Origin of the sequence: Sphingomonas larreae (assembly GCF_051400595.1) — a bacterium.
In the GTDB taxonomy this organism is placed as follows: Bacteria; Pseudomonadota; Alphaproteobacteria; order Sphingomonadales; family Sphingomonadaceae; genus Sphingomonas.
The window spans coordinates 1,652,745-1,675,260 of sequence record NZ_JBLFFI010000001.1 but is presented as its reverse complement, the minus strand read 5'-3'; the positions used below and the strand labels follow the sequence as shown (position 1 = coordinate 1,675,260).

General features: G+C 70.8%; 21 protein-coding genes and 1 tRNA gene. 3 read left to right on the top strand and 19 right to left on the bottom strand.

Going from position 1 to position 22,516, the window contains the following annotated elements; translation table 11 throughout:
- Nucleotides 1–66: 66 nt before the first annotated feature.
- From ACMGDM_RS07685 to ACMGDM_RS07595, 19 genes are all read right to left on the bottom strand, one after another.
- On the bottom strand, nucleotides 67–309 hold the full coding sequence (locus tag ACMGDM_RS07685) for a glutaredoxin domain-containing protein (protein ID WP_436803496.1): 243 nt from the start codon (nucleotides 307–309) through the stop codon (nucleotides 67–69).
- 71 nt (nucleotides 310–380) lie between these two features.
- A complete protein-coding gene (locus tag ACMGDM_RS07680) occupies nucleotides 381–2,099 on the bottom strand; it encodes a hypothetical protein (protein WP_436803495.1) in 1,719 nt (572 codons plus the stop codon).
- A gap of 13 nt (nucleotides 2,100–2,112) precedes the next feature.
- The gene (locus ACMGDM_RS07675; protein WP_436803494.1) at nucleotides 2,113–3,177 is read right to left on the bottom strand and encodes a protein-glutamate methylesterase/protein-glutamine glutaminase; all 1,065 of its coding nucleotides are present in this window, start codon (nucleotides 3,175–3,177) and stop codon (nucleotides 2,113–2,115) included.
- 4 nt (nucleotides 3,178–3,181) lie between these two features.
- Nucleotides 3,182–4,048, bottom strand: coding sequence for a CheR family methyltransferase (locus ACMGDM_RS07670; RefSeq protein WP_436803493.1), 867 nt, complete (start codon nucleotides 4,046–4,048; stop codon nucleotides 3,182–3,184).
- Between the two features lie 43 nt (nucleotides 4,049–4,091).
- On the bottom strand, nucleotides 4,092–6,149 hold the full coding sequence (locus ACMGDM_RS07665; protein WP_436803492.1) for a methyl-accepting chemotaxis protein: 2,058 nt from the start codon (nucleotides 6,147–6,149) through the stop codon (nucleotides 4,092–4,094).
- 117 nt (nucleotides 6,150–6,266) lie between these two features.
- Entirely contained in the window at nucleotides 6,267–6,767 is a 501-nt protein-coding gene (locus ACMGDM_RS07660; RefSeq protein WP_436803491.1) for a chemotaxis protein CheW, read from the bottom strand.
- Nucleotides 6,764–8,557, bottom strand: coding sequence for a methyl-accepting chemotaxis protein (locus ACMGDM_RS07655; protein WP_436803490.1), 1,794 nt, complete (start codon nucleotides 8,555–8,557; stop codon nucleotides 6,764–6,766). Before ACMGDM_RS07655 ends, ACMGDM_RS07660 begins: the two co-directional genes overlap by 4 nt.
- Nucleotides 8,558–8,594: 37 nt before the next feature.
- A complete protein-coding gene (locus ACMGDM_RS07650) occupies nucleotides 8,595–10,331 on the bottom strand; it encodes a methyl-accepting chemotaxis protein (protein ID WP_436803645.1) in 1,737 nt (578 codons plus the stop codon).
- A 33-nt stretch (nucleotides 10,332–10,364) separates the two neighbouring features.
- Complete coding sequence (locus ACMGDM_RS07645) at nucleotides 10,365–10,910, bottom strand: chemotaxis protein CheW (RefSeq protein WP_436803489.1); 546 nt, start codon at nucleotides 10,908–10,910, stop codon at nucleotides 10,365–10,367.
- 5 nt (nucleotides 10,911–10,915) lie between these two features.
- A complete protein-coding gene (locus ACMGDM_RS07640) occupies nucleotides 10,916–12,865 on the bottom strand; it encodes a chemotaxis protein CheA (RefSeq protein ID WP_436803488.1) in 1,950 nt (649 codons plus the stop codon).
- Nucleotides 12,862–13,230, bottom strand: a complete 369-nt coding sequence (locus ACMGDM_RS07635; protein WP_436803487.1) for a response regulator — start codon at nucleotides 13,228–13,230, stop codon at nucleotides 12,862–12,864. The genes ACMGDM_RS07640 and ACMGDM_RS07635 overlap by 4 nt, the downstream gene beginning before the upstream one ends.
- On the bottom strand, nucleotides 13,227–13,538 hold the full coding sequence (locus ACMGDM_RS07630; protein WP_436803486.1) for an STAS domain-containing protein: 312 nt from the start codon (nucleotides 13,536–13,538) through the stop codon (nucleotides 13,227–13,229). The genes ACMGDM_RS07635 and ACMGDM_RS07630 overlap by 4 nt, the downstream gene beginning before the upstream one ends.
- Before the next feature lie 319 nt (nucleotides 13,539–13,857).
- The gene (locus ACMGDM_RS07625; RefSeq protein WP_436803485.1) at nucleotides 13,858–14,070 is read right to left on the bottom strand and encodes a Trm112 family protein; all 213 of its coding nucleotides are present in this window, start codon (nucleotides 14,068–14,070) and stop codon (nucleotides 13,858–13,860) included.
- Nucleotides 14,067–14,690, bottom strand: coding sequence for an LON peptidase substrate-binding domain-containing protein (locus tag ACMGDM_RS07620; RefSeq protein WP_436803484.1), 624 nt, complete (start codon nucleotides 14,688–14,690; stop codon nucleotides 14,067–14,069). Before ACMGDM_RS07620 ends, ACMGDM_RS07625 begins: the two co-directional genes overlap by 4 nt.
- A complete protein-coding gene (locus ACMGDM_RS07615; protein ID WP_436803644.1) occupies nucleotides 14,687–15,583 on the bottom strand; it encodes a tetratricopeptide repeat protein in 897 nt (298 codons plus the stop codon). The genes ACMGDM_RS07620 and ACMGDM_RS07615 overlap by 4 nt, the downstream gene beginning before the upstream one ends.
- Nucleotides 15,584–15,800: 217 nt before the next feature.
- The gene (locus ACMGDM_RS07610; RefSeq protein WP_436803483.1) at nucleotides 15,801–16,652 is read right to left on the bottom strand and encodes a TorF family putative porin; all 852 of its coding nucleotides are present in this window, start codon (nucleotides 16,650–16,652) and stop codon (nucleotides 15,801–15,803) included.
- 167 nt (nucleotides 16,653–16,819) lie between these two features.
- Entirely contained in the window at nucleotides 16,820–18,322 is a 1,503-nt protein-coding gene (locus ACMGDM_RS07605) for a SulP family inorganic anion transporter (protein ID WP_436803643.1), read from the bottom strand.
- 341 nt (nucleotides 18,323–18,663) lie between these two features.
- Nucleotides 18,664–19,977 (bottom strand): ATP-binding protein, encoded by a 1,314-nt coding sequence (locus tag ACMGDM_RS07600; RefSeq protein ID WP_436803642.1) that lies wholly within the window; start codon nucleotides 19,975–19,977, stop codon nucleotides 18,664–18,666.
- A gap of 12 nt (nucleotides 19,978–19,989) precedes the next feature.
- Nucleotides 19,990–20,700 carry a response regulator transcription factor gene (locus ACMGDM_RS07595; protein ID WP_436803482.1) on the bottom strand — a complete coding sequence of 237 codons (711 nt, stop codon included), beginning with the start codon at nucleotides 20,698–20,700 and terminating at the stop codon, nucleotides 19,990–19,992.
- A 160-nt stretch (nucleotides 20,701–20,860) separates the two neighbouring features.
- On the opposite strand from ACMGDM_RS07595, the gene ACMGDM_RS07590 reads away from it, so the two are divergent.
- From ACMGDM_RS07590 to ACMGDM_RS07580, 3 genes are all read left to right on the top strand, one after another.
- Nucleotides 20,861–20,935 (top strand) — tRNA-Gly (locus tag ACMGDM_RS07590).
- Between the two features lie 73 nt (nucleotides 20,936–21,008).
- Nucleotides 21,009–21,722, top strand: a complete 714-nt coding sequence (locus ACMGDM_RS07585; protein ID WP_436803481.1) for an HPP family protein — start codon at nucleotides 21,009–21,011, stop codon at nucleotides 21,720–21,722.
- Nucleotides 21,719–22,516, top strand: a complete 798-nt coding sequence (locus ACMGDM_RS07580) for a DUF72 domain-containing protein (RefSeq protein ID WP_436803480.1) — start codon at nucleotides 21,719–21,721, stop codon at nucleotides 22,514–22,516. The genes ACMGDM_RS07585 and ACMGDM_RS07580 overlap by 4 nt, the downstream gene beginning before the upstream one ends.

Here is a 22,516-nt window from a genome sequence, read left to right as displayed (position 1 = left end):
TCCTCCTCCCCGGCGTGACCCCGGCGTGTCTCGATACGCCGGGTCAGCGCGGCGCGGCGGATTCGCTCACCGCTCGCGCAGGTACGCCTCGAGCGCATCGCTGCCGCCGACGCGGTCGCCATCGATGAACACCTGCGGCGTCGTCGCGACGCCCTGCTCCTGCTTGAACGCATCGACCGCCTCGCGCGTGGTCAGCACGCGATCCTTGACCTCAAAGCCCGCGCCCTCGAGCAACGCCTTGGCGCGCACGCCGAAGGGGCAGACGTGATCGGGCAGAACCATCCGGTACAAGGTCGCGCGCTCGGCCATCGTCTCATCCTTCTCACCGCCGGTGTCGCGCGTCCAAGCTCCTGCGCGCGCGGCTTGTTCCCGCGGCCTGCTCAGAACAGCCCGTCCTCGTCCTCCTCCACCACCACGGTCGAGCCCGCCGCTGCCATGCCGGGAAGCAGGAAGTCACGGTGGATCTCGCGCTCGCGCGCCATCGTGTAGAGCCCGGCGACCCACGGCAGCAGCTCGTGCAAGCTGGCGATGTCGGTCCGGCTCAGGTCGGCATGGCCCTCGGTGCAGTCGTGCAGCGAGCCGGATGCGGCCTCCAGCGCGCTGATGAACATCTGCTGTTCGTGCAGCTCTTCGATACTGCGCTCCAGCGCGGAGACGATCTGGTGCGCGTCGTCGCCGTTCGTCGCCACCGCCGCGTCCGAGCGCTCGCACGCGGCGCGGACCACCGCCAGCGCCTCGCGCAGCACCGCGCGTGTATCGCTCGCGCCCGCCGCGGTGTCGCCGGCCAACGCCAGTTCGCCGAGCGCCGCCATCTGCGTCGCCACTTCCCCGCGCAGCCGCTCGAGCTTGCGCGCGCACGGATCGACCTCGGCCGCGATCACCGCCACCGCGCGACCGGTCTCGCCGTGGCGGCGGCACAGCAGCCGCATGTTGGTGGCAATGTCCTGCACGTCGAGCGTGATCGTACGGAGCTGGGCCAACCCGCGGCCGAGATCGAACACCGTCTCTTCCACGAAGGCGGCAAGCATCGCCAATTGCTGGTCGGCGTCGAACAGCTGCGCGGTGACGTCGCCCAGCGCGGCAATGCCGTGCTCAAGCCGCAGCAGCGGGCCTTCCTCGGCGGTTGCGGCGACGTGCGAGCCGCGCCACGCCTGCGCCTCGACCAGACCCAGCAACTTGGTCGCGAGCGGCGCCAGATGCGCCAGCGCATCGAGCAGCGCGATGCTTTCGTTGCGAAAATCGTCCGCGATCGCGCGCATCTGCGCCGCCACCAAACGCGCGAGATGCGCCACCGCGCCGCGCGGCGGCGGTGCCGCGCGCTCGCCTTCCGCACCCGGCGCGGGATCGATCGCGCGCAACACCACGACGCAATGCTCGACCCGTTGGCGCACGCTGTCGCCGACCTGGATCGCGCTCAGCACGCGCGCCACCTCGCGCTGCACCGTGCGCGTGATCGCGCCGGCCTCCTGCGCGGTCTGCGCGGTGGCGGCGAGCTGCGCCTCGAGCGCATCGGCGCTGGCGATCAGCTCCGCCGGTGCCTGTGCGCCCACCTTCGCACTTTCACCCGCGAGCCGCGCATCGGTGGCCTCGACGTCGGCGACGATTCGTCCGAAGCGTTCGAGCTCCTGCGCGAAGCCGCGCAGCTGCTGCGCGCTGCCGTCGAGCTTGCTCTGCATCACCGCGACGAACTGGAAGAAGGCGGGTTCACCGGCGGACGCGATCTTGATGCTCATGCCGTAGCAGCCGAGCAGCCGCATCACGTCGCCCATGTCCGCCATCAGCGCCTGCAGCGTCCGCGTGCGCTGCGTCAGCAACGCAATGTCCGCGGCGCGGCGCTCGCGCGCCTGCGGAAGCTCGTGCAGCCGTCCCGCGGCGGCGCGCAGCTCGGCCACGGCCGCGCCCGCGCGTTCGGGCGCCAGCGCGCGCTGCACCTCGTCGAGCCCGGCCACCATCGCGTCGATCGTGTCGATCGCCGCCGCCAGCGTCTCGCCGACGCGGCGGAAGCGCTGCTCCAGCCCGGCCGCGAGCGTGTTGAGCCCGTGCACCAGCTGCTCGATCGGCGTGAGTTCGCGCGCCGTCCCGATCGGAGCCTCCATCATCCCTCGTCCCCCCTCACCGCGCGCTCGCCTGGAGCAGCTCGCGCGCGATCCGTCCCAGCGGCACCACCCGGTCCGCCGCGCCGCGCGCGATCGCTTCCTTGGGCATGCCGAACACCACCGAGGTCGCCTCGTCCTGCGCGATCGTACGCGCCCCCGCCTGCTTCATCTCGAGCAGCCCGCGCGCGCCATCGTCGCCCATGCCGGTCATGATCACGCCCACCGCATTGGCGCCGGCGTTGCGCGCCGCCGAGCGGAACAGCACGTCCACCGAGGGGCGGTGCCGCGCCACCAGCGGCCCTTGGCGCACCGCGACGACGTAGCGCGCGCCATGGCGCTCGAGCATGGTGTGGTGCAGCCCGCCGGGTGCGATCAGCACGCGACCGCGCATCACCGTGTCGCCGTCCGCCGCCTCGCGCACGTCAACCGCGCACAGCGTGTCGAGCCGCTGCGCGAAGGCGCGGGTGAAGCGCTCGGGCATGTGCTGCACCACCACCATGCCGGGCGCATTGGCGGGCAGCGCCTCGAGCACTTCGCGCAACGCCTCGGTACCACCCGTCGACGCCCCGACGCACACCACCATCTCGGTGGTGCGGCACATCGCCTGGCCGCTGGGCGGGGGCAGCACCGCGTCGGCGGACAACCGGCGCGGCGGCGCGTCGCGCGCGGGCCGGGCGCTGAGCCGCGCGCGCGCCGCCGCCTTCACGGTGTCGCGGATCTGCACGTGCACGTCGGTGAGATGTTCGACCACGCCGAGCCGCGGCTTGAGGATGACGTCCACCGCCCCCGCCTCGAGCGCCTGGAGCAACGTCTCGGACCCGTCCTCCACCAGCGAGGAGCACATCACCACCGGTACCGGCCGCTGCGCCATCAGCTTGCGCAGGAAGGTCAGCCCGTCCATTCGCGGCATCTCGACATCGAGCGTGATCACGTCGGGCACCGCCTGCTGGATGTGCCGTGCGGCGACGAACGGGTCGCTCGCGGTGGTGACCGTCAGGTCGGGATCGGCGGACAGGATCGCGGTCATCGCCTGGCGCACGCTGGCGCTGTCGTCGATGACGAGAACATGGGTCTTGCGCATCGCGTCACGCCCGCGCGAACACGGTGCCCGAAACGGGCACCAGCGGCAGCGTCAGTCCGGCGATCGACTCGCTGTGGCCGAGGAACAGCAGCCCGCCCGGCGCGAGGCAGTCGGCGAGCCGCTGGACCACCGCGGCTTGGGTGTCGCGTTCGAAGTAGATCAGCACGTTACGACAGAAGATCAGGTGCATCGGCGCGCCCACGGGATAATGCGGATCGATCAGGTTGAGCGGCGCGAAGCCGATCGCGGCGCGCAGCTCGGGGACGATGCGCCACTCGTCACGCTGGCCGTCGAGCGCACGACGCAGGTAGCGCTGGCGCAGCAGCGGCGGCACCGGATCGAGCTGCGCGCCGGGGAACACGCCGCGCCGGGCGGTCGCCAGCACCTCGGTGTCGATGTCGGTGGCGAGGATGCCGTAATCGGGGCCGTTGTGATCGAGCGCGAACGAATCGAGCAGCATCGCCAGCGTGTAGGGTTCGGCGCCGGTTGAGCAGCCCGCACTCCAGGCGCGGATCCGCGACACCCCGGTGTCGCGCAGCCGCGGCAGCGCTTCCGCGACCAGATAGTCGAAGTGGCGCGGTTCGCGGAAGAAGTCGGTCTTGTTGGTGGTCACCGCATTGAGCAGATGCTCGCGTTCGGCGGCGAGCCCGCCATGTTCGAACAGCGAAGCGCAATAGGCCGCCAGCGAGGCGTGTCCGGTGGCGCGGACCCGCCGCCGCAGCCGCCCCTCCAGCATCAGCGTCTTGCTGTCGGCGAGCCGGATCCCGGACTGCTCCAGGATATACGCACTCAGCCGTGCGAAATCGCGCCGCGACAGCCGATCATCGGTGTCGAACGGTGTGGTGGGCGGATCGGAGGGCCAGTGGATCATCGCGGCATGTCGGCGACCGTGCCCGGCGGGCGGCGGGTCGGCGTCAAGCGTCCGCCTCCTGAGCGAGCGGGATCGTCGCGCCGGCGTCCGCGAGGTCGATCGCGACGCCGCGCGGCTGGCGCAGCCGATCACGTACCGGCGCGGCGCCGAGCGAGCGCTTCGGCCGCGGCATGGCGCCCTCCGCGCCCGGGCCGGGCAGCGCCCGCGCGGGCGGCGCGAGCTGGCGCGCCTCGGGCAGCGCCCGTTCCGGCGTCGCGGCGAGCCGGAAATAATCGACATTGTAGCGCAGAGTCGCCGCCTCCTGCGCGAGCGCATCCGCGGTGACGGCGATCTGCTCGGCCGTCTCGGCGCTCTGCTGCGTGACCTGATCGAGCTGCTGGATCGCCAGATTGACCTGCGCCGCGCCGATATTCTGTTCACAACAGGCGGCGCTGATCTCCGCCACCAGTTCGGCGGTGCGACGAATGTCGGGCACCAGCCGGGTCAGCATCTCCCCCGCCAGCCGCGCGGCATCGCTGGTCTCCAGCGACATGGCGCCGATCTCCGTCGCCGCGGCCTGGCTCCGCTCGGCCAGCTTGCGCACCTCGGCCGCCACGACCGCGAAGCCGCGACCGTGCTCACCCGCGCGCGCCGCCTCCACCGCGGCGTTGAGCGCCAGCAGATCGGTCTGTCGCGCGATCTCCTGCACGATGCTCACCTTCTCCGCGATCGCACGCATCGCGCCCACCGCTTTCTCCACCGCGATGCCGCTCTCCTCGGCGTGGCGCGACGACTGGCGCGCGATCTTCTCGGTCTGCGCCGCATTGTCCGCATTCTGGCGCGTGTTGCTCGCCATTTGCTCCATCGCGGCGGACGCCTGCTCGGCTGCGGCGGCCTGTTCGGTCGCGCCCTGCGACACCTGCCCCGATGCGGCGGAGAGCTGCTGGCTGCCGCTCGCCACCTCCTCGGCCGCACTCGCGACCTGCCCGACGGTGGCGCGCAGTCGCTCGATCATCGTCGCCAGCGCGATGCCGAGCTGATCCTGCTCCGACCGCGCGCGATGCTCCACGGTGAGGTCGCCGCGCGCCACCGCCTCCGCCAGCGCGGCGGTGGCGCGCAGATTGCCCAGCATGGTCAGCAGCGCGCGGCTGAGCATGTCCTTGTCGGACTGCGGCACCGGCTGCGCGGAGAGATCACCCGCGGCGACCTGGTCGGCGATGCGCGTGATCGCCTGCATGTTGCCGCGCATCAGATCAATGTCGTCGGCGAGCTGATCGCTGAGCCCGCCATAGCGCCGCGCCACGCCCGCCGCCGAATCGCCGATCGAGACGGCGCGCAGCACGGTGGAGACCGCGCCGATCGCCTCCTTCACCGCGCGCACGCTGCCCTGCATCTGGCCAATCTCGTCGCGCCGCTCGGTCTCGAGCGGGATCGCGATCATGGCGAGATTGTTCGCCACCTCGGTCACCGGACGGGCCAGCGTGCGCGATAGCAGCGCCACCACCACCAGCGCCATCAGGCTGCTGGCCAGCGCGGCACCGATGATTTCGAGCGGGATCAGACCGAAGATCGCATCCTGCTCCTGGCGTCGCTGCACACGCATCGCCGTGGTCGCGTTCATGAAGGCGCTGTGCCGGGCGCGCAATTCGTCGAACAGGCGCTTGCCCGCGCCCTCGCGCTCGAGCTCGCGTGCCCGCTCCCGCCTCCGCGGATCCGCCATCAGGCGGATGGCGGGTTCCGCCACATTCGTCCGCCAGCGCAAGGCGGCAGCGTGGAGCGAGTCGACCTGCGCGCGCGCCGCCGGATCATTCGCCGCATCGCTCATCGCGGCGAACCAGGCGTGATCGAGGTCGTCGCCGCCCTTGCGATAGGTGTCGAGGAACGTCGGATCGGCCGCGAGAAGATAGCCGCGGTAGCCGGTTTCCTGGTTCGTTGCCGCCTGCATCAGCTGCGCGGCGTCCGACAAGAGCATCGAATAGCTGCGGTTCTGCTCGCCGATCGCACGCGCCCTGACGGTCTGGACCAGCACGGCTGCGTCACCGGCCAGCGTCAGCAGCAGTATCGCCGCCGCGCCGAACAGCAGCTTGCGTGCGATAGGAAGATCATCGAGTAGTTGCTTCATCGAATGGCTCCGCGGGGAGGACCGGCGGAAGGGAGCCGGCGTTCTTCCATGATAGAATGGCCATCCGTCCGTGTTGGGCGGCGCGCGCAGGAAGTCGGCGGGGCGACGCCTCCTCCTTCATTCACCCGGCTCGGCCGGCGCGGGCGCGAGCAACAGCTCGGCATCGGCATCGCCCGAGAAAAGGTGCGCGAGATCGAGCAGGATCGCGAAATTGCCCTCGCGCCGCAGCACGCCGCGGATATGATCGGCGTGCCACCGCACCCCGAGCTCGGGCGCGGGCTCGATCGCGGCGAGTGCGTAGCCGCGCACGTCGAGCACGCGGTCGACGATCATCCCCAGCGTCAGCGGCGCATCGGCGCCGGACAGTGACACCTCCACCACGAGCACGCGCGTCATCGGCGTGATCGCTGCCGGCGACAGTCCCAGCCGCGCGCGCAGATCGATCACCGGCACCGAGGCGCCGCGCACGTCGGTCAGGCCGACCAGCCAGCCCGGCGCGTTGGGGACGCGATACGGCGCGCGATGGTCGAGGATCTCGCGTACCTCGGCGACGGGCAGCGCGAACTGCTCGTCGCCCAGCGCGAAGACGACCACCTGGAGCTCGCCCGTGTCGCTCATGCCGCGCGTCCGAAATCGGCGTCCTCACGATCGGGCGCGACCCCGCCGAGATCGAGCGCAAACCCGCGCGGGCGCGGCGGCTCGCTTGTCCGGCGCGCGGCATGCGCGGCATGCGCGACGCGCGGCGCGGGCTTGGCGCTCGCGCGCGGTGCGCGGCGTGGCGCGGCGGCGCGGGCGTTGGCCTCGTCGAGGCGGAAGAAGGCGACGCTCTGCTGGAGCTCCTCGGCCTGACCGGACAGCGCGTCCGCGGTGGACGAGATCTGCTCGGATGCGCTCGCATTCTGCTGCGTCACCTGGTCGAGCTGCTGGATCGCCAAATTCACCTGGGTCGCACCGAGATCCTGCTCGCGGCAGGCCGCGCTGATCTCCGCCACCAGCTCGGCGGTGCGGCGGATATCGGGCACCAGCCGCGTCAGCCGCTCGCCCGCCTCGCCCGCCGCCGCGACCGTGTCGCTCGACATCGCGCCGATCTCCGCCGCCGCGGCCTGGCTCCGCTCGGCCAGCTTGCGCACCTCGGCCGCCACCACCGCGAAGCCGCGGCCGTGCTCGCCCGCGCGCGCCGCCTCCACTGCGGCGTTGAGCGCGAGCAGATCGGTCTGCCGCGCAATCTCCTGCACGATGCCGATCTTCTCCGCGATCGTGCGCATCGCCCCCACCGCCTTCTGCACCGCCGCGCCGCTCGCCTCCGCGTCCTGCGACGACTGCCGCGCCATCTTCTCGGTCTGCGTCGCGTTGTCGGCATTCTGTTTGATGTTGGCGGCCATCTGCTCCATCGACGCCGACGCTTGCTCCGCCGCCGCGGCCTGTTCGGTCGCGCCCTGCGACACCTGTTCCGACGAGGACGACAGTTGCTGGCTGCCGGTCGCGACCTGCCCCGCCGCGGTGCTCACGTCGCCGACCACGCCGCGCAGCCGCGTCACCATCGCCACCATCGCATGGCCGAGCCGGTCGCGGTCGGAGAGCGGCTGATGCGCCACCGTCAGGTCGCCGCGCGCGATCGCGTCCGCCAGCGCCGCGGTGCCGCGCAGGTTCGCGGTCATCCGGTTGACCGCCTCGACCAGGTCGCGGATCTCGTCATCGCCCGTCACGCGCACCTCCTGGTCGAGGTCGCCGATCGCCACCGCCTCGATCGCATTGGACGCCGCGCGCAGCCCGCGCGCCACCAGCAGCGCGATCCACGAGGCACCGCTCACCGCCACCGCCAGCGCCACCGCCGCCGCCACCAGCAGCAGCCAGCGTGACTGCGCGTACAGCGCGTCGGTGTCCGCCTCGGCCTTCGCCAGCGAGGCGCGGTTGGCGGCTACCATCGCATCGTTGACCGCACTGATCTGATCACCCAGCCGGAGCGCCGGCCCGAGCGACAGCCGCGCCGCCTCCTCGTTCTGGTTGGCGAGCGCGAGCGTGCGGATCCGATCGTTGACCTGCTTGTACGCGGTCCAGCTCTGCTGCAGCGCGATCCAGCGCGGGCGATTGTCCGCGGAGGCGTTGGACAGCCCTTCCGCGAACAATTGCTCCACGCGCGCGCGGCCCTCCGTCATCCGCGCGTCGAACGAGCGCGTCGTCGCATCGTCGGTGGTGAGCGACATGTTCTTCTCCATGCGCATCACGTCGCCCAGCGCGTCATTGATCGTGAGCGAGCGGATCGCGCGCGCGGTCGGGCCGGCGATCACGTCGGTGATCGCGTCGTCGAGCGACGCGATCCGGACGAGCGCGAGGGTCACGATCGCGACGAGCAGAAGCGTCATGGCGGCGAAGGTCGTAATGAGTTTGAGCTTGATCGTCGCGCGCATCGCGGGCGTTCCTTGCTTGGAGGGCGGGTACGGCGGCTCAGGCAGAGCGGCCGAAGTGCTGATCCTCGGCGTCATGGCCGCCGTGGCTGAGTTCGAGCGCGAAACCGCGCGGCGTTGCGGGCTTGGCGCTCGCGCGCGGTGCGCGGCGTGGCGCGGCGGCGCGGGCGTTGGCCTCGTCGAGGCGGAAGAAGGCGACGCTCTGCTGGAGCTCCTCGGCCTGACCGGACAGCGCGTCCGCGGTGGACGAGATCTGCTCGGATGCGCTCGCATTCTGCTGCGTCACCTGGTCGAGCTGCTGGATCGCCAAATTCACCTGGGTCGCACCGAGATCCTGCTCGCGGCAGGCCGCGCTGATCTCCGCCACCAGCTCGGCGGTGCGGCGGATATCGGGCACCAGCCGCGTCAGCCGCTCGCCCGCCTCGCCCGCCGCCGCGACCGTGTCGCTCGACATCGCGCCGATCTCCGCCGCCGCGGCCTGGCTCCGCTCGGCCAGCTTGCGCACCTCGGCCGCCACCACCGCGAAGCCGCGGCCGTGCTCGCCCGCGCGCGCCGCCTCCACTGCGGCGTTGAGCGCGAGCAGATCGGTCTGCCGCGCAATCTCCTGCACGATGCCGATCTTCTCCGCGATCGTGCGCATCGCCCCCACCGCCTTCTGCACCGCCGCGCCGCTCGCCTCCGCGTCCTGCGACGACTGCCGCGCCATCTTCTCGGTCTGCGTCGCGTTGTCGGCATTCTGTTTGATGTTGGCGGCCATCTGCTCCATCGACGCCGACGCTTGCTCCGCCGCCGCGGCCTGTTCGGTCGCGCCCTGCGACACCTGTTCCGACGAGGACGACAGTTGCTGGCTGCCGGTCGCGACCTGCCCCGCCGCGGTGCTCACGTCGCCGACCACGCCGCGCAGCCGCGTCACCATCGCCACCATCGCATGGCCGAGCCGGTCGCGGTCGGAGAGCGGCTGATGCGCCACCGTCAGGTCGCCGCGCGCGATCGCGTCCGCCAGCGCCGCGGTGCCGCGCAGGTTCGCGGTCATCCGGTTGACCGCCTCGACCAGGTCGCGGATCTCGTCATCGCCCGTCACGCGCACCTCCTGGTCGAGGTCGCCGATCGCCACCGCCTCGATCGCATTGGACGCCGCGCGCAGCCCGCGCGCCACCAGCAGCGCGATCCACGAGGCACCGCTCACCGCCACCGCCAGCGCCACCGCCGCCGCCACCAGCAGCAGCCAGCGTGACTGCGCGTACAGCGCGTCCGATTGCTGTCGCGCCTGGGCCAGGTTGATGCGCTGCTGCTCGGCGATACGATCGAGCGCAGCGGTGAACGCCTCGAGCAACGGCTTCTGCTCGGTCTCGGCGAGGTGCGCCGCCTCGTCGTTGTGATTGCTAAGTCCGAGCTGACGAATGCGTTGGAAGACTGGTTTGAGCCGCGCATAATCGGCGCGCGCCGCGGTCCAGAGCGGGCGGTGGAGCGCCGTGCGCTCGCCGTCCTCCAGCTTCTGCTCTAGCTCGCCCATTTCCGCGGAGATGGCGCGATCATACGTCGCCATGACCGCAGCGTCGGTATTGAGCGCGAGCGCCTGCTGGTCCGCCACCATCTGGCTGCGCAGCGTGCGCATCGACTCGCCGAGCAGCCCGCGCTTGACCGGGCCGTCGATCGCCCAGCCGAGCGTCGCGTCGAGCGTGCTGACGCGCGACAGGCCGAGCGCCACCGTCGCCAGCAGCATCGCGATCAGCACGCTGAAACACACGATGAGTTTGAGCTTGATCGTGGCTCGCATCATTCGGACTCCAGGGAATAGGTCGACGCGGCGTCAGCGCGCGTTGCTCTCGGGGGCGGCAGAGTCGGCACCCAGCGCCGGAGCGAGGATCGCGGGCAGATCGGGCAACACGATCAGATCGTCGCGCCAGCGCACCAGCCGCCGCACATAGGCGCGCGGCCAGCGCACCCCGACACTCGGCGCCGCCTCGCTGCTCGCCTGTGCCAGCGTCACCACCTCATGGACGTGGTCGCTGCGCAGCCCGAGCAGCACCGCCTCGTCACCGAGCGGCAGGTCGACGATCACGATCCGGCTATCCGCGGTATCCGGTGCCGGCTCCATCTCGAACGCCACGCGCAGATCCGCCACCGGCACGATTCGCCCGCGATAATTGACCACCGTGTCCACCAGCGCGGGGGCGCCGGGAACGATCGTCTCCGGCAGCGGGTCGACGATCTCGCGGACGAGCGCGGCCTCAATCGCGAAGCTTTCCCCGCCGATGTCGAACGTCAGCACTTCGAGCCCGCCGTGCGTATCCCACGCGACCTCACCCGTGGCGGCGGTGGAATCGATCACGGCGGTGGAGGTAAGGGAAGTCATCGGCATCACCCTGCCAGTCGTTGGTCGTCACGCGACTGGCCCAGCGCGACCAGCTGGGCGACGTCGAGGATCAGCGCCACGCCGCCATCGCCGAGGATCGTCGCGCCTCCGAACGAGCTGAGGCCGCGGTGGAAGGCGGAGAGCGGCTTGGTCACGGTCTGGTGACTGCCGACGATCTGATCCACCACCAGCCCGACGCGCTCGCGCCCGGCCGTGACCACCACGATCTTCTGATAAGGGTCCGGCTGCGTGCGCGTCGCAAACAGCTCGCGCAGCCGCAGGAACGGCACCAGCCGGTCGCGCAGCGTGATCAGGCTGCGCCCGCGCGAGCGCAGATCCTCCTCCGGCGACAGTTCGAGACATTCCTCCACCGCCGCCAGCGGGATCACGTAGCGCGCGGTGCCGACGCGCACGAGCAGCCCCTCGACGATCGCGAGCGTCAGCGGAATGCGCAGCATGATGGTGGTGCCGCTGCCTTCCACGCTGGTCATCTCGATCGTGCCCCGCAACCGCTCGATCTCGCGCTTCACCACGTCCATCCCGACGCCGCGCCCGGAGAGGCTGGTCACCGTCGCCGCGGTGGAGAAGCCGGGGTGGAAGACCAGCGCGAGCAGATCGGCGTCCGCGATCGCCTGGTCGGGTGCGAGCAGCCCGCCGGCCTCGGCCTTGGCGCGAACGCGCGCGCGGCTGATCCCGCGCCCGTCATCGCTGACCGTGATCACCGCGGCACCCCCGGCCTGCTGTGCCGCAAGCCGGACCGTGCCGGCGGCAGGCTTTCCCAGCGCCACCCGCTCCGCCTCAGGCTCGAGCCCGTGATCGCAGGCGTTGCGCACGATATGAACGAGCGGGTCGAACAGCCGCTCGATCACCGTCTTGTCCACCTCGGTCGCCTCGCCCGTCGTGGTGAGCGCGATCGGCTTGCCGGTCTGCGCAGCGAGATCGTGGACGAGGCGGCGGAAGCGCCCGAACAGGCTCGACACCGGCACCATCCGCAGCACCATCATCGTCTCGCGCAACTCGGCGGCGAGCCGCTCGATCTCCTCCGCCACCGAGCGCAGGGCGAGATCGTGGCGATCGCCGGCGACCTGGGTCAGCCGGCTCTGCGCAATCACCAGCTCGCCCACGCGGTCCATCAACGTGTCGAGCCGGGTTGCGGGCACGCGGACCAGCTCGCCGCCCTCGCGCGTCCCCGCCGAGGCGCGCGCGGCCGCACCGTCCCCGCCGAGCGACGCGCCATCAAGCTCGAGCGGATCGCCCGGATCGTCGAGCGGGGTCACCACCAGCTCCATGTCGTCGAGCACGAACAGGAACACGTCGTCGATCGCGGAGCGCGGCACGGCGCCGCGCAAGGTTACGTCCCAGCCGAGGTGGCACTCGCGCGCCGCCAGCGCATCGAGCGGCGGAACCCAGTCGCGCCGCGCCACCACGTCGCAGGCACCGAGCGTGCGCAGCTCGTCGAGCAGCGCGAGCGGGTTGGTCCCGTGGATCAGCGCCTCGCGGGGCAGCCGGAAGGCCAGCTGCCAGCCCCCTGCCGCCGCTGCTGGCGCGACGGCCGTGTCGCCGGGCGTCGGCGCGGGGGCGTTCGCATCTGCGTCGACCGCGTCGGCGAGCCGCGCCAGGATCGACGCGCCCTCCGCCACCGCCGCGTTTCCCTCGACCAGGCCGCGCATGTGGTCGCATGCCGTGAGAATGGCGGCGACCAGCGCGGGGGTCGCCCGCACCCGTCCCTTGCGAACGCGATCGAACGCGCTTTCGCAATGATGCGTGAACGCGGCCAAAGCGTCGAAGCCGAACATCGCGCCCGAGCCCTTGAGCGTGTGGAGCCCGCGAAACACCGCATCGATCAGCGGCGCATCGTCGAGCCGGTGCGCGAGATCGAGCAGCGCCTGCTCCACCTGGTCGAGCAGCTCGGCCGCCTCGACCCGGAAGACCGCGGTGGGGTCCTCCCCGCTCACCGCGCCAACACTTTCTGGACGACGCGCAGCAGCTGCTCGGGCTCGAACGGCTTCACCAGCCAGCCGGTCGCGCCTGCGGCCTTGGCCTCCGCCTTCACCTCACCGTCCGACTCGGTGCTGAGGAAGATGATCGGCACGCCCGCCTGCGCGGGTAGCTCGCGCAGCGCGCGGATCATCGCCAGTCCGTCCATATTGGGCATGTTGAGATCGGTGACGATCAGATCGAAGCGAGTTGCGGTCGCCTTGGCCAGCCCGTCCGCCCCGTCGCTCGCCTCGGTGACGGTGTAGCCCGCGCCGGTGAGCGCGATGCGCAATGCCATGCGCAGGCTGGCGCTATCGTCGACGGTGAGGATCGAAGCGGTCATTGCGATGAATCTCCGTGAAACCAGAAGGCATGATCGGCCTGGTCAAAAGCGGCGACGAAGCCGGCGCGCTCGAGCACGTCGCGCAGAGTCGCGGCGGCGGGCGCGGTCAGCGCGAAGGCCACCCCGTCGCGCGTCGCCTGCCGCCGCGCCGACTCGACGAGCTGGAGCAGCGCCACGCCGGGCGCGGCCACCGCGCCGAGGTCGAGCTGCACCGGTGCGCCGGCTGCCAGCGCGTCGCTCAGTGCGTCGCGGAGCGGCTGGATGGTAGAAAGGGACAGGTCGCTGTCCGCCACGATCACCGTGGTCATGCCGATAACACCCTCACCAAGAACGACGTCCGCGCGACAGCCTGGCGTGCGACCTGTCCTTGGGCGCATCGCTGCGGGTAATAACCACGTCGGATCGCTCCACTTTTGCCCCAATAGACAAAGCTATCGAGCGGCATCGGTGAAGTAATTCGTGACAGACGTCCTGAGCGAACGCCCTTGACGACATCTTAGGAAGAATTGGTGAGGTTGGACGATCTACAATCGCCATTCTAGGTCAGCGTGACATTGCACTCCGACCGGGCAACAACTCACAAAGTCGATAAAAAGAACTTGCACTATCTCGCCACAATGGGCCAACTCATTTTGGCGAGGCAGTCTCATCGTCAAGCAGCACTGCGGCTTCGACGAGCAGGATCGGAACGCCGTCGCGGACCGGATAGCCGCGCCCCGCTGCGTCGGAGATCAGCAGCCCGCGCGCGGCATCGTAGCGCAGCGGGGTGCGCGTCGCGGGGCAGACCAGCCGCGCGAGCAGCCAATCGTCGAGCAACTCGGGCCGCGCACCGTCGCTCACTGGAGCGTCACCCGGTCCTCGCCGTCATGCCGCCCGAAGAAGTGCATCAGCTGGACGAGCAGCTCGGCGCGTTCGGCGATCCCTTCGACCTCCAGCAGCGCCTGTTTGGCCGCCACGTCGAACGGCGCGATCTGCGCGATGCCGTTGACCAGGCTGGTGTCGTCGAGCCGCCCCACCGCCTTCCAGTCGACCGCATAGCCGTGCGCCTCGGCGAAGCGGCGCGCCTCCAGCTCGAGCGACGAGCGCGCCCCCAGCGACAGCGTCTCGTCCGAAGGGCTGGGCAGCAACTCGGCTTCGACCTGGCGGAACGGGGTGGTGACGGTGATCTCGCGCACCACGCGGAAGAGCGACAGGCCCTGCAGGATGAGGTTGTACCGCCCATCGTCGAGCGCCTCCACCTCCGCGATCCGGCCGACGCAGCCGATGTCGAACAGCGCGGGGTGCGCGCGGTCGTCGCTGTCGGGGCGCGGCTGGATCATCGCGATGCGACGGTCACGCGCCATCGCGTCCGACACCATCGCACGGTAACGCGGCTCAAAGATATGCAGCGGCAGGTGCAGCTGCGGGAACAGCAGCGCGCCTGGCAGCGGGAAGATCGAGAGCCGCGTCGTTGCGCTCATCCGAACAACGTCGCCGAGAGCTTGCGCCGCTGCGCCGAGACCCACGGATCCTCCAGCCCGACGACCTCGAACAGCTTGAGCAGCTGCTGGCGCGCGGCGCCCTCGTTCCAGTCGCGCTCCTGCGCGATGATCGCGAGGAAGCCGGCCGCCGCGGCGTCGCGGTCGCCCACGGCCATCCGCGCATTGGCGAGATCGTAGCGCGCCTGGAGGTCGTCCGGGTTCGCCGCCACCGCGGCCTCAAGCGGAGCGAGATCATCCACCGCGGGAGCCGAGCGCGCCAGCGCCAGCGCCGCGTGCGCGCGCGCGACGTCGGGCTGCGCCGCGACCTCCGCGGGCAGTGCGGCGATCGTCGCCTCGGCCTCGTCCAGCTTGCCCGCCGCGACCAGCGCGCGGATGCGGCCCGACAGCACCGCGGGATGGTCGGGCGCCATGTCGGCGAGCTGATCGAAGATCGACAGGGCGCGCGCGGCGTCGCCCTCCGCCAGCACCTGCTCGCCCATCGCGATCAGCGGCTCGAGTTCCGCCTCCTGCTCTTGCGCCTCGCCCGCGATCGGCAGCTGGCGGAGCAGCTGGTCGATGATCGTGCGCAGCTGCGACTCGGTACGCGCGCTGGTCAGGTCGGCGACCAGCTGACCCTGAAACATCGCGTAGACGGTCGGGATCGAGCGGATCTGGAACTGCGCCGCGATGAACTGGTCCTTGTCGGTATCGACCTTGACCAGCACCACGCCCTTGTCGGCATAGTCGGCCGCCACCTTCTCGATCACGGGACCGAGCGCCTTGCACGGGCCGCACCATTCGGCCCAGAAATCGATGATGACGAGGCTGGTCATCGACGGCTCGACGACCTCCGACCGGAAGCGCTGGACGGCTTCCTTCTCTGCCGGTGACATTCCTAGCGTGGCCAAGGCGCACTCCTGCGGTTGATGCGCCCTTATGTGGGAAGGCCGCGGGGGATACAAACCCCCCGCGGCGTCGTGGGTGCCCGGGCGAGCCCCGCCGCGCGCTCAAGCGATGACGGGATCCGTGCTTCAGCGCACGCAGGAATCCGTCGCCGCCGCTGCTGCCCCCTGAAGCCTTTATGCCTGCCCGGGCCGAAGCCGGAACCGGTCAGAACGCCGCGGTGAGCGACACCACCACCGTGCTGCCCGCGATCGTGCCGGTGCCGTCCTGGCCGCGGCTGAAGCTCGGCTGGAGGTAAGCCGACTCGCGCTTGGAGATGTTGGTGTCGACATAGGCCACTCCGAGCGTCAGCGGCGTGGTGGGCACTGCATAGTCCACCCCGAGCATCCAGTCGGCATATTCACCCGTCGGCGCCACGCTGGTGGCGAACGGGCCGAGCCCGTCATTGCCCTTCGAGTAGCCGATATGTGCCTTTGCGGTCAGCCCGGTGTTGGGGATGGCGGCGGCGGCGTCGCCCCAGACGTAGAGATTATCATTCTTGTCGCCGGGCCGGTCATAGACGCCGTTCGCCGCCGAGGTGCCGTTGAGATACCACGACCCCAGCGCCTCCTGCTTGGGCGCATAGGCGACGCCGGCGGTGAGCGATGCGGGCCCGAGCGTGCCCGACAGCTTGGCATAGGGCTCGATGAAGTCGGTGTTGTCGAACCCGCTGGGGTACATGTACCACGTCGCGCCGACGTCGAGCGTGCCGCCGCCGATCGGGAACTTGTAGCCCGCGATCAGATCGAGCTCCATGTTGGCGCCGCCGAACGTGCCCCAGCCGGCGAGATTCGAGCCCCAGGTGCCGATATACAGCCCGCTCTCGTGCGCGATCGTGAGGCCGCCCTGCACCGCCAGGTTGCGGTCGGACTGTGACACGCCGCGAAAACGATAGTCGCTGACGAGCCCGACCGAGCCCGAGACAGTGACCGGCTTGGGCGGCGCAGTATCCTGCGCGGCGGCGGGAATGGCGAGGCCGGCGGCGAGCAGCGCCGTGGCGAGACGAAGCGTGTAGTTCATGGAACCTCCCTGATGGCAGAGGCTCCTCCTGCTCGTGACCCGGGCTCGCTCTCCCCCGCGCCCACAAAGGCGTCGGGAGGGCAGCCGCTAAGCCACCCTCCCGACGTATTTGGACGATATTGCCAGATTATGTCTCGTTGGTGTCAAAACATGTTGGCCGTACCAGCTCAGTCGTGTTGGTCCCCAAGTGTGGCGATCCTGCCACGCGCACCCGTGATCTCGACCTTGGCACCCGTCGCGCGGCGCCGCTGGAACCAGTCCCGCAGCATCTCTGCACTGGTGTGATCGACCGCATCAAGCCGTGAGGCATCGATCCGGACGTGCGTGCCCGCCGGCACGCGATCGAGCGTCTCGGACAATTTGGGCAGCGTCACGAAGGTGGCGGTGCCATCGAGCGTGATCGCGTGCGCGTCGCCCTCACTCGCCTCGAACACCTTGAGCCGCAAGCGGCGCAGATGCGGCACCAGCTCGAGCATCGTCAGCCCGATGCCGACGAGCACGCCGGTGAGCAGGTCGGTCGTCACCACCGTTATCAGCGTCGCCGCCCAGATCAGCACCGGCAGCGCGCCATAGTCGCGGAACAGATGCGTGGCGTGCTTGACGCTTACCAGCCGCACCCCGGTCACCACCAGGACCGCGCCGAGCGCGGCCATCGGGATCGCGGTCAGCACGAACGGCAGCGCCGCGACGAAGGCGAGGATCCACACGCCGTGGAGCATCGACGACAGCCGCGTCGCCGCATGCGCCTGCACGTTCGCCGAGCTGCGCACGATCACGCCGGTCATCGGCAGCGCGCCGGCAAGACCACACAGCAGGTTGCCGACGCCCTGCGCGCGCAGCTCCTTGTTGTAGTCGGTGCGCACGCCGTCGTGCATCTTGTCGACTGCGGCGGCCGAGAGCAGCGTCTCTGCCGAGGCGATGAACGCGATCGCCAGCCCCGCGGCCAGGAAAGACGGGTTGAGCCAGCTCGCCAGCGCGGCGGTGCTCGGTGGCGCGATCGCGCCCAGGATCGAAGCCGGCACCTGAACGCGCGCGACATCGACGCCGAGCGCGAGCGCCAGCACCGTCCCCGTGACGACGCCGACCAGCGCGCCCGGCAGCAGCCGCAGGGCCTTGGGGCGAAACTTCTCCCAGCCGAGCATCGCCAGGATCGTCGCGACGCCGATCGCAAAGGCAAATTCCGTCGCCCGGAGCGTGCTCGACAGGCCAAGCAGCCGGCCCGGCACGGCGGCGAGATTCTGCAGCCCGCTCGGCAGCGGGCGGTGGTCGAACAGGACGTGGAACTGGCCGACGACGATCAACACGCCGATCCCGGCGAGCATGCCGTGCACCACCGCGGGGGAGATCGCCTTGAACCAGCCGCCGAGCCGGAACACGCCCGCGACGAACTGGACGAGGCCGGCGAGGATCAGGATCGGACCCAGCGCGCCGATCCCCTGATCGCGCACCAGCTCGTAGACGATCACCGCCAGACCCGCGGCGGGCCCGCTCACCTGCAGCGGCGAGCCGGCGATCGCGCCGACGACGATGCCGCCGATGATGCCGGTGATCAGCCCTTTCTCCGCGGGCACGCCCGAGGCGATTGCGATGCCCATGCACAACGGCATCGCCACGAGGAACACCACGATCGAGGCGGTGAGATCGCGCCCGAGGAAGCGCAGCGAGGGCACCGAGACGCCGGGGCGAGCGACCGCCGCGGCTTCGGGAGCGAGGCTGGCCGTCACGCCGCCGCCGTGACGAAGAGGATGACAGCGCGGCAGGGGCGCCGCGGAGAACAGATGGGCAGCGAGCCGGGGACGTCGTTCACGGCGACACTCTCCTAGTGAGTAACCGTCCAGTGATTAGCGCTGCGCGATGTCTCGCATCCGGCCGTCGCGTGACGTTTCGTTGCTGACCGGATGGTGCACATCCTCAACCCGTTGCGGGAGGGCACCCGGCAATCGACGTGGGCGCCTTCAGGCGTCGCGGCCGGCGCAGGGGCTGCGACCTCGCGCCGCCGGCGTTCCGCCTCTCAGCGCGACGGCAGCACGATCTCGGCGCGCAGCCCGCCGGCGGCACGGTTCGTCAGCGACAACGTGCCGCCCTCGGCCGCGACCGCGAGCTGGACGATCGGCAGCCCCAGCCCGAACCCCACCGTGTCGCGCCCCCGCGCCGGGTCGAGCCGCACGAACGGCTCGATCACGCGGTCGAGCTGATCGTCGGGGATACCCGGTCCGTCGTCCTCGACGCGGATCGTCAGCGCGCCGTCGGGTGGGAGCAGCGTCAGCGTGACGCGCTCGCCGTAATGAAGCGCATTCTCGACGAGATTGACCAGCGCGCGCTTGAGCCCGAGCCGCCGCACGCTCCACTCGCAATGATCCGGCCCGACATAGGTCGCGTCCGCACCGCGGTCCTGCGCATCGTCGATCACGGTGGCGCACATCACCGCGAGATCCACCACCGTCGGCGGCTCGGGCTCGGCCTCGCCCCCGAGGAACGCGAGCAACGACGTGATCATCGCCTCCATCTCGGTGACGTCGTGCGCGATCGCCTCGCGCACCTCGGAGCGCGGCAGCGACTCGGTGCGCAGATGCAGGCGTGCCAGCGGCGTCCGCAGATCGTGTCCGACCGCGGCGAGCGCCTGCGTCCGCCCCGCGATCAGCGCCTGGATGCGGTCCTGCATCCGGTTGAACGCGCCGATCACGCGCCGCACCTCGCCCGGCCCGTCCTCCTCGACCGGAACGACGTCGCCGTGGCCGACGCGCTCGGCCGCGGCGGCGAGCCGGCGCAGCGGCAGCAGAACCCGCCGCAGCAGGATGCCGCCGAGCACCATCAGCGCGATCGCGGGGACCATCGCCAGCGCGATGCGCTCGAACGCGAGATTGATCGTGGCGACCGGTTCGAGGGTGCGGAAATAGAGCCAGCTGCCGTCGGGCAGCCGCAACCCGCCGGTCACCACCGAGTGACGCCCCGGCGTCTGGATGCGCAGCCGCAGGTCGGTCGCGGCGAGCGACGGCTCCCATTCGATCACCTGCCGCTGCATCTCGTCGAGCGCGGGCGCGATCGGCGGCGGCGCCGGCAACGCCTCGCTCCAGCGCAGCGCATAGCGGTCGGTGGTGAGCTCGGCCGCCATTCGCTCGCGCTGCGCCGCAGGACGCTCGGCGAGCAGGCGGCGGCTGATGACGAGATGCTCGGCCAGCCGGTTGGCCTCGTCGTCGCGCACCGCGAACCGGCTCGCGCGCTCATAGAGCAGCGTACTGGCGCCGAACTCGATCACCAGCGTCAGCAGCAGGATCGCCACCACCTGCCCGAGCAGGCCGAGCGCGGGGCGACGCAGCGAGCGCATCATGCGCGCGCGTCAGCCGCGCTCGACCGGCGCGTTGAGCATATAGCCGACACCGCGCACCGTCACGATCGGGGCGGGCGCCCCCGCGCTGCCGAGCTTGCGGCGCAGGCGGCTGATCAGCACGTCGATCGAGCGGTCCGAACTGTCGCCCAGTCGGGTGCGGCTGAGCTCGATCAGCCGCTCGCGCGCGATCACGCGCTGGGCATGATCGGCGAGCACGACGAGCAGGTCGAACTCGGCGCCGGTGAGATCGACGATCGCGCCGCTGGGCGAACTCAGCTCGCGCCGCGGCAGGTTGATCGTCCAATTGTCGAAGGTCAGCATGCCCTGATCGCCCGCGCCGGCGCGACGATCGAGCGCAGGGCGACGCAGCACCGCACGCACCCGCGCCACCAGCTCGCGCGTACCGAACGGCTTGGCGATATAATCGTCCGCCCCCAGCTCGAGCCCGACGACGCGATCGGTCTCGCTCGCGCGTGCCGACATGAAGATGATCGGCACGTCGCTCTTCTGGCGCAGCGAGCGGCACAGGTCGATCCCGCTGGTGCCGGGCAGCATGATGTCGAGCAGCACGAGGTCAACCGGCCCCGAGTCGAGCGCGAGCCACATCTCGGGCGCGGCGGAGGCCGGGCGGACCGTAAAGCCGTTCTCCTGCAGCGCGCGCGCGGTGAGCATGCGGAGCGAGGGATCGTCCTCGACGAGCAGGATCGTTGGAGCGGTCATGCCCGCGGGACGTAAGGTCCGGGCTGATCGGGGTCAATTCGCGCGTGCGGGAGAAAAATGCGGCAATGCGTAAAAAGCTGTTGCCGGCGGTCGGGGCCGCTGCTAGTGGCCGCGCCTCACCCAGCCGGTCCTCGCGACGAGGGGCGGCTCAGGCGCCAGAGCGGGCGTAGCTCAGGGGTAGAGCACAACCTTGCCAAGGTTGGGGTCGAGGGTTCGAATCCCTTCGCCCGCTCCAGTCGATTGTTCGACCAATTCATCGCCGCCAGCATCGCGTTGACGCCGTCTCGGCGCCGCGGCACAGCCGCGCCATGCCGTTCCGCCTGTTTACACCCCTGCTTTCCGGCGCGCACTTTCGCGAGCGGCTGATCGCCTGTTTGGGCGCCGCGATCGGCATTGCGCTCACCGCGCTGGTCTGCGCCGCGCTGCCGCTCGCGCGCGCCGATCTGCCGCTGATCGTCGCGCCGCTCGGCGCCTCCGCGGTGCTCGTGTTCGCGGTGCCGGCGAGCCCGCTGGCGCAGCCCTGGCCGGTGATCGGCGGCAACACGCTTTCCGCGCTGGTCGGCGTGGCGGTGTATCAGCTCGTCCCCGGCGCCGCGCTCGCCGCCGGCGTGGCGGCGGGCAGCGCCATCCTGGTCATGTCGCTGCTGCGCTGCCTCCACCCGCCCGGCGGCGCCGCCGCGCTCACCGCGGTGATCGGCGGCCCGGCGGTGCATGCCGCAGGCTTCGGCTTCGCGCTGCTGCCGGTCGCGCTCAACTCGCTGACGCTGGTCGGCGCCGGGCTGCTGTTCCACCGCCTCACCGCCCGCTCCTATCCGCATCGCGCCGCGGCGCCGGTGGCGGCCGAGCTCCATGCCGCCGACATCGACGCCGCGCTCGCCGACCTGCACGAGACGTTCGACATCGCGCCCGAGGACCTAGACGCGCTGCTCACGCGCGCCGAATGGCATGCGGCGCAGCGCCGCGCCGCGGTGCCGCCGGCCGGCTCGACAGCACGCGCCGGACGCGGCACGCCAGTGGCATGACAAGCACGGCACCCATCCGAGTCGGCATCGGCGGCTGGACCTACGAGCCGTGGCGCGGCACCTTCTATCCGGAGAAATGGCCGCACAAGCGCGAGCTGGACTATGCCAGCCGCCACGTCACCGCGATCGAGGTGAACGGCACCTTCTACTCCTCGTTCAAACCCGCCACCTTCGCGACGTGGCGCGACAGCACTCCCGACGGCTTCGTCTTCGCGCTCAAGGCGTCGCGCTATTGCGTCACGCGCAAGGTGCTGGCCGAGGCGGGCGAGTCGGTGCAGCGTTTCGTCGCGCAGGGGATTACCGAGCTGGGCGACAAGCTCGGCCCGATCCTGTGGCAGATGGCGGCGACGCGGAAGTTCGATGCGGACGACCTTCGTGGCTTCCTGGCGCTGCTGCCCGCCAAGCAGGACGGCGTCGCACTGCGCCACGCGCTCCAGGTGCGGCACGAATCGTTCGCGATCCCCGAGTTTGTCGCGCTGTGCCGCGCGGCCGGGGCGGCGATCGTCTACGGCGACTCCGCAGACTATCCCGCGCTCGCCGACCTCTCGGGTGACTTCGTCTATGCCCGGCTGGAGGACGCGCGCGAAGAGGAGCCCGCAGGTTATGCGCCGGCCGCGCTCGACCGCTGGACGCAAGTGGCGCGCGACTGGACGACGGGGAAGAGCCCCAAGGGTCTGCCCTATGTCGCGGAGCCGGCGCCGGTGCGGCCGCGCGACACGTTCGTGTTCATGATCAACGGCGCCAAGGTGCGCGCACCGCAGGCGGCGATGGCGCTGCTGGAGCGGCTGGGATGA

Coding starts and splice junctions, on each gene's coding strand:
- ACMGDM_RS07645 (WP_436803489.1), bottom strand. CDS start 10,910: ATGACTTCCCTTACCTCCACCGCCGTGATCGATTCCACCGCCGCCACG.
- ACMGDM_RS07675 (WP_436803494.1), bottom strand. CDS start 3,177: ATGCGCAAGACCCATGTTCTCGTCATCGACGACAGCGCCAGCGTGCGC.
- ACMGDM_RS07655 (WP_436803490.1), bottom strand. CDS start 8,557: ATGCGCGCGACGATCAAGCTCAAACTCATTACGACCTTCGCCGCCATG.
- ACMGDM_RS07680 (WP_436803495.1), bottom strand. CDS start 2,099: ATGATGGAGGCTCCGATCGGGACGGCGCGCGAACTCACGCCGATCGAG.
- ACMGDM_RS07620 (WP_436803484.1), bottom strand. CDS start 14,690: ATGAGCGCAACGACGCGGCTCTCGATCTTCCCGCTGCCAGGCGCGCTG.
- ACMGDM_RS07610 (WP_436803483.1), bottom strand. CDS start 16,652: ATGAACTACACGCTTCGTCTCGCCACGGCGCTGCTCGCCGCCGGCCTC.
- ACMGDM_RS07660 (WP_436803491.1), bottom strand. CDS start 6,767: ATGAGCGACACGGGCGAGCTCCAGGTGGTCGTCTTCGCGCTGGGCGAC.
- ACMGDM_RS07615 (WP_436803644.1), bottom strand. CDS start 15,583: ATGTCACCGGCAGAGAAGGAAGCCGTCCAGCGCTTCCGGTCGGAGGTC.
- ACMGDM_RS07600 (WP_436803642.1), bottom strand. CDS start 19,977: ATGCGCTCGCTGCGTCGCCCCGCGCTCGGCCTGCTCGGGCAGGTGGTG.
- ACMGDM_RS07685 (WP_436803496.1), bottom strand. CDS start 309: ATGGCCGAGCGCGCGACCTTGTACCGGATGGTTCTGCCCGATCACGTC.
- ACMGDM_RS07635 (WP_436803487.1), bottom strand. CDS start 13,230: ATGACCGCTTCGATCCTCACCGTCGACGATAGCGCCAGCCTGCGCATG.
- ACMGDM_RS07630 (WP_436803486.1), bottom strand. CDS start 13,538: ATGACCACGGTGATCGTGGCGGACAGCGACCTGTCCCTTTCTACCATC.
- ACMGDM_RS07580 (WP_436803480.1), top strand. CDS start 21,719: ATGACAAGCACGGCACCCATCCGAGTCGGCATCGGCGGCTGGACCTAC.
- ACMGDM_RS07595 (WP_436803482.1), bottom strand. CDS start 20,700: ATGACCGCTCCAACGATCCTGCTCGTCGAGGACGATCCCTCGCTCCGC.
- ACMGDM_RS07665 (WP_436803492.1), bottom strand. CDS start 6,149: ATGAAGCAACTACTCGATGATCTTCCTATCGCACGCAAGCTGCTGTTC.
- ACMGDM_RS07650 (WP_436803645.1), bottom strand. CDS start 10,331: ATGCGAGCCACGATCAAGCTCAAACTCATCGTGTGTTTCAGCGTGCTG.
- ACMGDM_RS07585 (WP_436803481.1), top strand. CDS start 21,009: ATGCCGTTCCGCCTGTTTACACCCCTGCTTTCCGGCGCGCACTTTCGC.
- ACMGDM_RS07670 (WP_436803493.1), bottom strand. CDS start 4,048: ATGATCCACTGGCCCTCCGATCCGCCCACCACACCGTTCGACACCGAT.